This window comes from Capsulimonas sp. (genome assembly GCF_039929585.1).
In the GTDB taxonomy this organism is placed as follows: Bacteria; Armatimonadota; Armatimonadia; order Armatimonadales; family Capsulimonadaceae; genus Capsulimonas.
Window position 1 is genome coordinate 25,730 of record NZ_JBDSQY010000033.1, and the last position, 11,748, is coordinate 37,477.

General features: G+C 57.7%; 9 protein-coding genes. 7 read left to right on the plus strand and 2 right to left on the minus strand.

Annotation, left to right across the window (positions count from 1 at the left end):
- Positions 1–131: 131 nt before the first annotated feature.
- Complete coding sequence (locus ABIZ35_RS01985) at positions 132–2,831, minus strand: DUF5695 domain-containing protein (protein ID WP_348218195.1); 2,700 nt, start codon at positions 2,829–2,831, stop codon at positions 132–134.
- A gap of 25 nt (positions 2,832–2,856) precedes the next feature.
- On the minus strand, positions 2,857–5,316 hold the full coding sequence (locus ABIZ35_RS01990; protein ID WP_348218196.1) for a beta-L-arabinofuranosidase domain-containing protein: 2,460 nt from the start codon (positions 5,314–5,316) through the stop codon (positions 2,857–2,859).
- Between the two features lie 453 nt (positions 5,317–5,769).
- Here ABIZ35_RS01990 and ABIZ35_RS01995 point away from each other — a divergent pair, with 453 nt between their 5' ends.
- The 7 genes from ABIZ35_RS01995 to ABIZ35_RS02025 form a co-directional block, all read left to right on the plus strand.
- Positions 5,770–6,567 carry a DUF1559 domain-containing protein gene (locus tag ABIZ35_RS01995; protein WP_348218197.1) on the plus strand — a complete coding sequence of 266 codons (798 nt, stop codon included), beginning with the start codon at positions 5,770–5,772 and terminating at the stop codon, positions 6,565–6,567.
- Positions 6,568–6,666: 99 nt separating this feature from the next.
- A complete protein-coding gene (locus ABIZ35_RS02000; protein WP_348218198.1) occupies positions 6,667–6,864 on the plus strand; it encodes a hypothetical protein in 198 nt (65 codons plus the stop codon).
- Between the two features lie 229 nt (positions 6,865–7,093).
- On the plus strand, positions 7,094–8,092 hold the full coding sequence (locus ABIZ35_RS02005; RefSeq protein ID WP_348218199.1) for an AraC family transcriptional regulator: 999 nt from the start codon (positions 7,094–7,096) through the stop codon (positions 8,090–8,092).
- A gap of 121 nt (positions 8,093–8,213) precedes the next feature.
- On the plus strand, positions 8,214–9,128 hold the full coding sequence (locus ABIZ35_RS02010) for a dihydrodipicolinate synthase family protein (RefSeq protein ID WP_348218200.1): 915 nt from the start codon (positions 8,214–8,216) through the stop codon (positions 9,126–9,128).
- 31 nt (positions 9,129–9,159) lie between these two features.
- Positions 9,160–10,053 (plus strand): hypothetical protein, encoded by an 894-nt coding sequence (locus ABIZ35_RS02015; RefSeq protein ID WP_348218201.1) that lies wholly within the window; start codon positions 9,160–9,162, stop codon positions 10,051–10,053.
- Between the two features lie 8 nt (positions 10,054–10,061).
- Positions 10,062–11,006 carry a proline racemase family protein gene (locus tag ABIZ35_RS02020; RefSeq protein ID WP_348218202.1) on the plus strand — a complete coding sequence of 315 codons (945 nt, stop codon included), beginning with the start codon at positions 10,062–10,064 and terminating at the stop codon, positions 11,004–11,006.
- On the plus strand, positions 11,006–11,748 hold a 743-nt coding region (locus ABIZ35_RS02025), incomplete at its 3' end, for an FAD-dependent oxidoreductase (RefSeq protein WP_348218203.1). The genes ABIZ35_RS02020 and ABIZ35_RS02025, both read left to right, overlap by 1 nt.

Here is an 11,748-nt window from a genome sequence, read left to right on the forward strand (position 1 = left end):
GGACTGTTTCCGCAAACCCGACGCGTCGGCGAACGATCTTCGCGATTGTGTCTCATTATCACATCAGTGGCGAACGATGACAATAGGAAACATAGGCCGTGATATGGAAGATATTGATATCACTCACTTTCTCAGAGATGACGGACGACGACTGAAGTTAAGTTGGCTGCAACGGGAATAATGATCCGCGCAGTTTCGCCGGCGTGAACCGTGAGCCGCACACCTGGGAGGTTGCCAGTGCTGACCGAGTACGCGCCGGCCGGCAAGCCTCGAACTGAGAGCGTGGCGTCATGCGGCGGTCCGTCGCGGTTCTCCAAAGTAAACGCGATCTTGCGAAGCTGTGAGTCGAATGTGATTGGTCGGCCCTGGGCAAAGCCATCGCGATCCGTCGAAAGCTGGAGCCGGTTCGATCCAAGAACGACGTCAAATCGCGTTCGTAGTCCATCTTTGGGGATAACAAGGATCTCCTCACCCTGCTGCGACAGATCGCCGCCGTAGGCGAATAATCCGAAGATGGGATCTTGGACGACGATGGTCGCCGCCGTGCGCAGCGCGCCGCTAAAACCCAAATCGATTTCACCGGAGTACCACCAGGGACCGCGCCCCATTTCTTTGTTTCCCAGCCAAGCGCGCCCCCAGGGGCGCGGCTCGAAGCCGCCGCTCGCGCCGCCGTCGTTGTTTTTGCCGGGATACCAGTAGCCGTAGTTTGATGCTTCTGTTCCGGTGTTGAGCAGCGCCCACGAACTCAAGTAGGATGCGTAACCCAATCGGAGATACGGAATGGGATCGGACGCGTCGTTCAAGGCGTAATCGATAATCGACCAGCCGCCCATCTGCGCCATATAGCTGAGCGTATAGGAAGCACTGCCGCCGCCCCGGTAATCGCTGCCGAGGTAGTAATACGATGTCTCCAGCCAGCCTCGGCAGGCAATGTTCAGGCGCATCTGTTCGCTCAGAAACGCCTTGGCGTCGCTGTATTTGACGCTGGTCTGGAAGTCCGTTTTCTTAACGCCGTTCGGGGTAACGCGATCCGTGGCGTATCTGGCGAACGCCTGCGTGGATTCGAAGCCCGTGGAGTCGAACGAGTACTCCGACCCATAAAGATAAGGGTGCTTGTTGACGAAGAACTCGACCTTTTTCTCCCATTCTGAGCGCAGCCAATCGGCTTGATCCCGATGCCCTGCGGCGTCAAGCGATTGAATGAGATTGGGAATGACGACTTCGTTATATGTCCCGGTTTCGTAGGGCGACCACTGCGCGATCTCCATGGGAACGGTAAAGAACGCTTTGGCCGTGCCAAAGGCGCGTTCTAAGTAACCGTCGGCGTCCAGATATTTGGTCCGATTGGGATAGTTTCTCGCGACTTGAGACATGCTGTAGTACATCGCGATGACATGCGGGTAATCGTAGATCCGCCAAATGTGCTTCGTACCGTCGTTGGTGTCCGGGCCATCACGCAGGACTTTCCAGTTCGGAATGCCGTAGATCGCATAGGGGTAGGGTTCTTTGTCCGTCTGCTGGAGGCCGCCCCAGACAAAGTTTTTGATATAGTATTCGACGCGTTCGATCTCCGTTTGATTGGGATAAAAGACGTTTTTTTCGGCGACATATCCCGACTTGCCCAGCGTGGTGTCGTCGCTTGCGACGGCGTAGGACCATAGCCCGTCCAGATCGTCTGGGCTGCGCAGGATCTGATGCTTCATGTCCCACTGGGAAAAGAGACCATTGTACCATTTCGTGGGATCGCGGTGCTGTTCGTGCGACACTAAATACGCGGCGCGCTTTTTGTAGAGTGTTTCCAGCGGCTCCGTCGTGAAAAACTCCAGCGGCAGGGATCGCTTGCCGCCCAAACTGACCGTCAGCCGGTTTTCGCCGAGCTGCGCGAAGCGCACTCGGTAAACGTGGATGTCTTTGCCGCGCTCGCCCAGATATTCGACTTTGGTTTTGTCGGGATGCTCGGCTGTTACGGGCACGGGTTTGACCTGGGTGCGCAGCGAGAACATCGCCGAAAGATCGGTGGGAACGGTCATACCGGGAACGACATTGATATCCGCCAACCCCTCACGGTAAAGCACATTGCGCACGCCGGCGTAATCGGGCGCCCATTGGAATTTGAAGGAATAGGTGCGCGCGTCGCCCGGCTTCCCCTGCGGCGCCAGCACCAGATGCGTTTGCGGCTGCCGCCAAGTTCCGCCCTTCGCGCGCAGGTCCTCGCCCGCCGCTTCAGAGTGAATGTAGGGGGTGTAGGCGCCGTGCGGTGGTTCGTCGAAGTATTCCAGCGACGTTCCCGCGCCGGGCGTCATCACCAGATAAGGTCCCTGGGCGTTGGTTCGCATCCAGTAGATGAACGATCCGCCGCCCGCGACAAAGCTGTGCCGGATCAAGCGCTTGGTGTATGTCTCCGAGGTGTCGGCGCCGTAATGCGTATTGAAGGGTAGGGGAAGGCCCAGATCGCCGATCTCTAATTTGCGATCTGTGGCGTTACGCAGGGAGATGGTCCAGATGAGGGCGTCGCCCACAAGACGGAACTGCTCCGTCGCCTTCAAATCATTCACGGGAACGCTCACGGGAAGCGATGTCCCAATCGTGTAGGTCAGTGTATCTTTGTGGCCGTTAATGGCGATCGCCGCTGACGCTCGATTCCATTCGCTGGCCCCAAGCGTTCGATACCGGAGTACAAGGCTGCCGACAGCGCGCTCCGACGCCACATAATCGGTGTTATATCGATCGTGAACGCGCTGAATGCTGGTGACGCCTTGCGAAGTGTAACCGATTTGGAACGCCCGGCTGGAGATGACCTGGGGCTTGGGGGCGGGCGGAAGCGTGGGCATGGCGCAGTTTCCTTACAAGTCCACATCAATTCAGAGGCTGATCGGCGCGGATCATGCGAATGCCATAGACAGCGGCGATCTCCTTGCCGCCGGCGGCTTGGAAGCGAACTGTAACTTTAGTTTTACCCACCACAAGATCTGCGGGGATGACGTAAGTGATGTCGTAGAACTTCGGCGTGAGACCTCGCTCGACTGTCTGCGCGCCGATTTTGGCGCCGTTTACCTGGATTTCAAAGGTCCGTGTGTCCCTTTCCTGTGCATTGTACGTCACGATTAGCGCCATGGGATGCGCGGGATCGACCGGAAGATCGAACGAGAACCATTGGCGGCCTCGGCGAGCGGCGCGGCCCATCAATCGGTCCGGCGATGTGTCTTCGCCCTGCTGGTTGAAATCACGCTCGGTCTGCATCTGTCCCGGCTGCGCGTACGCGACCGTGGCGGCTTCTAACTTGCGCTGTTTTTCCTGCTCGGCGGCAATCTCCGCCGCCTTCTTCGTCCACTCATCGCTCGTGTAGAGGTCCCAGTAAGCGGCGTAGCTGCGCCGGTGCAGACGGTGAAACGGAGTGAAACTGACCTCCATCGCCTGTCCGTCGCCGCCGGGATTTCGACCGGCGCCTGCACTTCGAAATTGACCGGGCTTTCCAGGGATGGGCTTCAGCCACTCGGCGAGAGGCCGCTCCGATGTCGTGAAGACCGGGACTGTGGGAAGCGGCGTATCGTCGCCGCGTTCCGGTCCCAGATCGCCGGCCAGAACCAGCGGTCCCCACATCAGCGCGGCCCGGCTGGGGTTATCCGGCAGAGGCTCCGTGCGCAATGTTTTGGGGAGCGAAAGCGTGATGGTGTCGCCGCTTTTCCAGCGCCGTTTGATCTCGATATATGAGCCGGGCGCAGACAGATGAGAAATGGCCTTTCCATTGACCGCCACGCGAAATCCTTCGCCCGCCCAGGCGGGGCGGCGCAGGGCGAGCGTAAGATCCTTGGGCGAGGACAGCGTTATCTTCAGGGTCGCCGTCTCACCTTCGGGGAAATTCGTGGTCATGGAAAGGCGCGCGCCTTGAGCCTTCCAGTCGGCGTTTGTCGGCGCGTAGAGGTTGACCCAGAGTTTGTCGCCCGCCGTGTAGTAGATTCCATAGGCGTGGAGCGCGTGGCTCTCCATGCCGGTGCCGACACAGCAGGTAAAGCTCTCGAACATATCTTGATATTCGCGCTGGACGCCCTGACCGACCGGAACCATATAGCACGTTCGGCCGTCTTCGGGGTCGATCGAACCCAGTACATGGTTGAAGAGCGCCCGCTCGTGAAACTCCGCGTACTTGATATCGGGATGCAGCGCAAATAGCTCACGGGTCATCTTGAGCATATTGTAGACGTTGCAGCTCTCATCCGTGCGGCCCTCGACATGCGCTGAGAGCTGGTCTGGCGGACCGAAATATTCATTCTGCCCATGTCCGCCGGTCGCGAAGGTGTGATGCTCCACAACGCTGTCCCAGAAGAACCGGACGGCGACGCCGTCCGCCGCGTTGCCCGTGTACACGTAGCGCGACAGCGATCCGATCAGCTTTGGGATCTGCGTGTTGCCATGCAGACCGCCGAGAATCTCCTGGCGGCGCGAAAGCGGGTCAATCACCGCCCGGTGCTGGAACTTGTCGTACAGCGCGAGCCAGCGTTTGTCGCCCGTGTCGGCGTAAAGATCGGCCATGACCTCATTCATGCCGCCGAACTCGGTGTTCAGCATCTTCTGATCCTGGGCGTCATCCAGCCCGGCCAGGGTCGCCTCCACCCAGGCGGCGAACTTCTTCTCCACGCTCAGCGCGGTTTTATTGCCTGTGTATCGATAGGCGTCGCGCAGTCCCGCGAAGATTTTGTGCTGCACATACCACGGCGACCAGAGGCCGTTGAGATCAAATCCTCCCGATCTTATCACTCCGCTCGCCAGCTCTCGATACTTCGCCTTGCCGTCCTCCTGAGCGCCGAGATACCCATCGCCGTTGGCGTCCTGAACGGTCTTTAGCTCCGAAACCAGAATATCCGCCCGCTGCTTGAAGCGCGCATCGCCCGTCACCGCGTACATCAAACTTACCGCCGAGAGATAGTGTCCCGCGATATGTCCCGCCAGGCTCTTGCCGTTGCTGTCCCAGCCGCCGTATCCTTTGGCTTGTGGCGCAAGCCCCGCTTCTTTGCGCAAATACGCCATCATTCTGTTGGGCTCGAGTTTGAGCAGATACTCAGCATTGAGATCCTGCGCATGCTTCAAAGGACCGCCGGTCAATCGAACTGCTGTCATGGGAAGGGGGCGCGCAGCGCACGGAACGACGTCCTGGATTGCTCCCTTCGCTGCCTGCGTTTCCCGGTTCGCTAGCGAGCGGGCAGGGCGCGCCGTACTGACGCCCAACGCTGCGCCGACGCCAACAATCCCCGCCGTCTGAATGAAGCGGCGGCGGGTGAAGGAATTGGCAATAGGGGGATCAATCTTGGGTGTAGACATGAAATCATCCTAAACGATGCGCGTCGTTCTCTTAATACAGTCATTATAAGGCGCCGCGCAGCCGGGAGGCTATGGAGCGAATGCGATATCTCATGGAATATATTGATGCATTCCGCCGGCATATAGACAGATGCGCGCGTATTCGAGTATATTGTTAATGTATGAAAATGTAAGAGAAAACCTCGATCATTTCCTCGTAAGCCCACTCCCTTCACTATCAATATTCTCCATAAAATGACAGCAAATTCCATTGCGCGCCTCCCAGGTTCAGTGTGATAATGGACCCATCGACATCAAGTCGAGACACCGCAGTCCGGGGCTTATATTCTCAATTATCTTTACCAAGCCGTAAAGATCGTGTTTCGCCGATACTTCCGGCGCCTGTGGCTCACCGTTTATCTGGTGGTCTCCACGATAATTTTCGGCTACTTATTCGTTAAAGGAATCAAGACCATGAACAAGCAATGGAATCGCAGTCACAATAGCCAAACCGGCTTTACTCTTATTGAACTCCTCGTAGTTATAGCAATTATCGCGATTCTCGCGGCGATCCTTTTCCCTGTGTTCGCTAAAGCTCGCGAGAAGGCTCGGCAGATCAGCTGTCTCAGCAATCTCAAGCAGCTTGGGCTTGGGTTCACTCAGTATGTCCAGGATTATGATGAGAAGTACCCAAGCATTGGAGGCGTTGATCCCAACTGGGAAACAGACACCAACGCTAATCAGGCAGGCTGGGCGAACCAGATCTATCCTTATGTGAAGAGCGTTGGCGTCTACGCGTGTCCCGACGACAGTACGATCAACCAGGCGCAGCCGACGTACATTTCAGCGCGCAAAGTCTCATACAACATCAACTACTTCGTTTTTGTTTACGACTATGGCCCGAACCCTGGTGTGGATAACTTCGGCGGAGCATCGCTGTCGCAGTTTAACGCGTCGAGCAGCACATTTCTGCTTTACGAAATCTCCGACACAACACCGCAGCAGTACACCGGCAATTCGGGCGACCCGTCCGCATTCCCGATTACCATTCAGAATGCATCTGGAGGATCGAGCGGTGACTACGGCTGGCTTCCAACCCGCCATGATTCTACACCTGAATACTCCTCTAATTATTTGGCTGCGGACGGCCATGTGAAGTATCTCAAAGCGTCCAGTGTCTCTTTTGGAACGGGAACTCCTGGGGGCAAAGATGGCACCACGACTGACAATCTGGGCGCGAAGGGGCAGGCGATGACAATCAGACTGCAATAAGCATCTTATCTCTTGCAAATCCTGGAGATCAGTATGAGCATTCCATTTCATACTGATCTCCATATTTTCCCGATTTTCCCGCATCTGTTGGAGCTTCTTATGTCTAAACCACTCAAACTACCGGTCATCATCGCGATCGCCGCAGCCGCTATTCTTCTCGTTGTTATGATCGGTTATCATAGCGTCGGCGCAACCAACACTCCCGAGAGAACGGACGCCGCCCATCAGGAAATCGTCGAAAGCATGGCGAAAGCTCGCGCGGCCTCGCATAAAGGCGCGCCATCCGTGAACAGATAGCGATGGGTGCTATTTCTAATAGGTCAATATTTTCCATATTTTGACATTGCTTTCCATTGCTCTATCGATGCCTTCTTGTGTTACACTATAATATCAGCCGACCCGCAATGAACGCGGGTTGCGTCTGGCGCGTTGAAGCGTCCATCGTTCCCAGAACCGATGGACTATTTTATTATGAGGGTTTGGTGTTTTCGCATGCACTGCGATTTAAGGCGTTCAGGAAAAGAGAATGGCTATGAACACAACTGCGTCGGTCTGGACCACGGCGCCGGAGCGTCACTTTCGGGACTTGGCGTCGCCGGCGGCGAAGGATGTCGATCAGCTGCGCGAGGCGATCCTTCAGATCGGGCTGAGCGCGCTATCATCCAGTGATACGAGCGGCTTGATCCTGCCGCCTCCCAAGCACTTTGCGCCCAAGCGCCTGGAGGGTCATAAGGACCTGCACCATCACCGATATCTGGAGATAGGGATCGTCACGAAGGGCGAGATGACGATCTGGTGGGAAGGCAGTACAGCGCAGTGCCCGGCAGGTTCCGTGTTTGTTATTCCGCCCGGCGTCCGATACCTTCCGCATGCGGATGTGCCGGGACGGAGCAAGACGCCGCATTCGGTGGTCTGGCTGGCTTTGCATCGGGGCTGCGCGGTCGTGCATATGTGTTCGCTTAAAGACAGCGTGCATCAGCTCAGCGAATATTATTCGTTCACTGAGGCGCAGGTGACGAATGTGGCGCGCAGCATCTCGCAGGAGCTTGCCGAGCGATCGCCGCAGTACGAAACTGTCATTCGAGGCGCCCTTTTGTGCTTGTTCACCTGGCTCCAGCGCGCGCCGGTACATCGCATTTCGCGTATGAGTGGAACGGGAAAAGACGCGAAGCCCGGCGAGGATGACACGTTTAGCAACCGCGTGGAATCTTATTTCCTATCCCACTATCACCGCCCGATTTCTTTGTCTCAAGTGGCGTCGTCCATGGGGTGTAGTCCGGCGCATCTTTGCCGTCATTTCCGGACGCTGACCGGGCAAACGCCATTCCAGTTTCTGCGTGATGTGCGGATCGAAGCCGCGAAGCGCCTATTGTGTTCGGAAGTTCCCATCGCTCGCGTCGCCGAGATGGTGGGGTTCGACGATCCGCTCTACTTCAGTAAGGTTTTTTCGGGTCGCACCGGGGAATCGCCCCACAGCTTCCGCGTCCGCGCACGAACCGAAGGGTTCAAGGAATTTCTGTCTTGATCCAGCAATATCTTCCATGTTTCTAGCACGGATTCCCTTGTCGTAAAAATCCATGCGTGTGATAATAACCTTGAGATTAGTCACACATTACAACGCTCGCACATTGGAGAAAGATGGACCTATGAAGCCTACATGGACCGGCGTGTTCCCCGCGCTCACAACCCACCTGCACGAGAACCAGACGCTGGACCTCGACGCCACGGCGAAGCACATTGAAGTCATGATCGAGTCGGGAGTGCAGGGGCTGGTGATGCTAGGCTCGCTCGGCGAGAACGCCGCGCTGGAGGCCGACGAAAAGCGGAGCGTGATGGAAATGGCGGTCGATGTGGCGCGTGGCCGTGTTCCCGTTCTGAGCGGCGTTTCGGAAACCAGCACGGCATCGGCCTGCCGGTACGCTCGCGACGTGGAGCGGCTCGGCGCGGACGGACTGATGGTGCTGCCCGCGATGGTCTACAAATCAGATCCATCCGAGACGATGATCCACTTCCGCGCCGTCGCGGACGCTTCCGACCTGCCGATCATCTGCTACAACAACCCCATCGCCTACGGGGTGGACATTACCCCAGCGATGTTCGCGCAGCTGGCCGACGAAGAGAAGTTCGTCGCCATTAAAGAGTCTTCGGGCAACACCTGCCGTATCTCCGACATTATTAACTTGGTGGGGGACCGCTACACTCTGTTCACGGGGGTAGACGATCTGGCGCTGGAAAGTATTATGCTTGGCGCCCAGGGCTGGATCGCCGGAATTGGCCTCGCCTTCCCTAAGGAAAATCAGTACCTCTGGGATCTGGCGATGGCGGGCGAGTGGGAAAAGGCGCGCGAGCTTTACCGCTGGTATATGCCGCTGCTGCACCTGGATGTCTCGCTGAAGTTCGTGCAGAACATCAAGCTCTGCATCCAGGAATGCGGGCTCGGCGCGGAATGGGTGCGCGCCCCACGTCAGCCGCTCGCCGGAGCGGAGCGCGAGGCCGTTCTCAAGGTTATTCGCCACGGGCTGGCGAACCGGCCGGCCATTCCCACGCTGGCGCTGGCCTAACGCTCAGGGAATTCAAAAACAGATTGCCGCCATGAATCTCTGCCTGATTGTGATCGCCGTTGTTTTACTGTATAGCGATGCTGGCGTTTCTCATGCGGCCCCAAACACCGCTTCACCGCCGCCTGCGGCAGTGAAGCGGGCGCTGGGATTATCGCTGTTCTATCAGAAGTGTCTGATGGACGATGGCTTCGCGATTTTGGGTTCTCAGCGTGTTTCGGATTATGCGCTGCATGAGGCGAAGTATCTGATCGATTCGATGCTCGGTGGACGTGGCGATATTCGAAAGGCGCTGGTCAAAAACAAAGTTCGTTTTGTGGTGCAGGCGCCGACGGAAATGACGACCGCGATTCCTGAGTATCAGGATTTGACGCCGGCGAGCTTTTGGGACAAGCGGGCGCGCGGGCTGGGGCCGACGCCTGAGCGGCCGGCGGTGAGCTGCGGCGAGGAGAACCTGCTGGATTATCCAGGAGATCCTTATCGCGGGGAAAACATCCTGATCCATGAGTTCGCTCATGCCGTTGCTGAAATGGGACTGCCTCGTGTCGATCCTGGATTTCCCGCGCGTTTGCAGTCGTGTTACGATCGCGCCATGCAGGCAAAATTATTTCACGGATTTTACGCCGCGACCAATCGAGAGGAATACTGGGCGGAAGGCGTGCAGTCGTATTTCGATTGCAACGGCACTGCGGGACCAGGAAAACGCGTGATCGCTACGCGTGAGGATCTAAAGGCTTACGATCCCGAGCTCGAAGCCCTGATCGCCTTGGTATTTCCCAATCACGCATGGCGTTACGTTCCGGTGAAACGCCGTCGGACGGAGGCGCATTTGCGCGGCTACGATCCCACTCGCGCGCCTCGATTTATTTGGCCGAAGGCGCTGATCGGGAAAAGTCAGGACGATTCGTCGGGACAAGAAAGAAAGTAGCTGTTATCATGACCGATCGTGTCCGCGAGACCGTCCACGTCATCGATTCCCACACCGAAGGCGAGCCGACTCGCACCGTGATTTCGGGAGGGCCGGACCTTGGATCTGGTTCTCTGGGCGAAAAACTCTCTCGCTTTCGGGCATCGCATGACGGGTTCCGTTCCGCAGTGGTTTGCGAACCTCGCGGCTCGGATGTGCTCGTTGGCGCGCTGCTCTTGGAGCCGTCGGACCCATCGTGCGCGGCGGGCGTAATCTTTTTCAACAACGTCGGATATCTGGGAATGTGCGGTCATGGGACAATTGGCCTCGTCGCGACGCTGGCGCATCTGGGGAGGATCGGTCCTGGCCGGCATCGGATTGAAACCCCCGTGGGCGTCGTCACCGCGACGCTGCAGGATTCGGGAAAAGTCTCCGTCGAAAACGTTCCGAGCTATCGCTGGGCGAAGCAAGTCTCGGTGGATGTCGACGGTCACGGCGTCGTTCGAGGTGATGTGGCCTGGGGCGGCAATTGGTTCTTTCTGGTGAACGAGCATGGGCAGGATCTCATGCTGGCCAACGCGAAGGCGCTGACGGACTTTACCGTCAAGATCCAGAAAGCGCTTGCGGCGCAGGGCGTGACTGGGCGCGATGGTCGTGAGATCGATCATGTGGAGCTGTTTAGTCCGTCGGATACGGCAAAAAGCCGAAACTTCGTCCTGTGCCCCGGCGAGGCGTATGACCGATCGCCGTGTGGAACGGGAACCAGCGCGAAGCTCGCCTGTCTCTTTGCGGACGGCAAGCTTGGAGAAGGCGAGATCTGGCGGCAGGAAGGAATTTTGGGAACGGCGTTCGAGGGATCGGTGGCCATCCATGGCGACGAGATCGTTCCGACAATCTCGGGGCTAGCATATATCACGGCAGATTCTTACCTGATCTTTGACGCGGGCGACCCGTTTCGCGAGGGCATTCGCTGATGTCCACGGGGAAAGATATTTGCGTGGTCGGCGGCGGCGTGATCGGTCTCTGCACGGCTTATTACGCCATGAAGCAGGGGCATCGCGTGACCATTATTGAACGCGGGGGTCCCGAGCACGACTCGTGCTCGCTCGGGAACGCCGGTATGATCGTCCCGAGCCATTTTATTCCGCTGGCGGCGCCGGGCATGGTGGCTATGGGCGCGAAGATGATGCTGCGGCCCCGCAGTCCGTTTTATATCCGCCCAAGGCTGGACGCGGACCTGATGCGCTGGGGCGCTCTCTTCGCGAAATCGGCGACAGCGTCTCACGTCGCAAGCTCCGCGCCCATTCTGCGCGATCTGCATCTGGCGAGCCGGCAGCGCTATCAAGAGTTAGCGCGTGACCTGGGCGACGATTTCGGCTTCACAAAAAATGGCCTTTTGATGCTCTGTAAGACCGAGGAAGCATTGCATGAAGAAGCGCACACGGCGGAGATGGCCTGCAAGCTCGGTATGGAAGCGAAAGTCCTGACGCCTCTGGAGACCGCCAAAGTGGATCCGGAGATCACGATGGACGTCGCTGGTTCGGTGTACTTTCCGCAGGACGGCCATCTGACTCCGCAGATTTTTATCGAGCGTTTGACCAGAGCGCTGGAAGCGGATGGCGTCAGTTTTCGCTGGAACACCGAGGTGACGGGCTGGGCGGTCGCGCTAGGCCGCATCGTGTCCGCACAGACCAGCGGTGGGGCGATTATTGCCGA

What these genes read in the sequence shown, in the direction of transcription:
- ABIZ35_RS01985 (WP_348218195.1), bottom strand. Translation starts at nt 2,831, where the DNA reads ATGCCCACGCTTCCGCCCGCCCCCAAGCCCCAGGTCATCTCCAGCCGG.
- ABIZ35_RS02020 (WP_348218202.1), top strand. Translation starts at nt 10,062, where the DNA reads ATGACCGATCGTGTCCGCGAGACCGTCCACGTCATCGATTCCCACACC.
- ABIZ35_RS02005 (WP_348218199.1), top strand. Translation starts at nt 7,094, where the DNA reads ATGGCTATGAACACAACTGCGTCGGTCTGGACCACGGCGCCGGAGCGT.
- ABIZ35_RS02000 (WP_348218198.1), top strand. Translation starts at nt 6,667, where the DNA reads ATGTCTAAACCACTCAAACTACCGGTCATCATCGCGATCGCCGCAGCC.
- ABIZ35_RS01995 (WP_348218197.1), top strand. Translation starts at nt 5,770, where the DNA reads ATGAACAAGCAATGGAATCGCAGTCACAATAGCCAAACCGGCTTTACT.
- ABIZ35_RS02015 (WP_348218201.1), top strand. Translation starts at nt 9,160, where the DNA reads ATGAATCTCTGCCTGATTGTGATCGCCGTTGTTTTACTGTATAGCGAT.
- ABIZ35_RS02010 (WP_348218200.1), top strand. Translation starts at nt 8,214, where the DNA reads ATGAAGCCTACATGGACCGGCGTGTTCCCCGCGCTCACAACCCACCTG.
- ABIZ35_RS01990 (WP_348218196.1), bottom strand. Translation starts at nt 5,316, where the DNA reads ATGTCTACACCCAAGATTGATCCCCCTATTGCCAATTCCTTCACCCGC.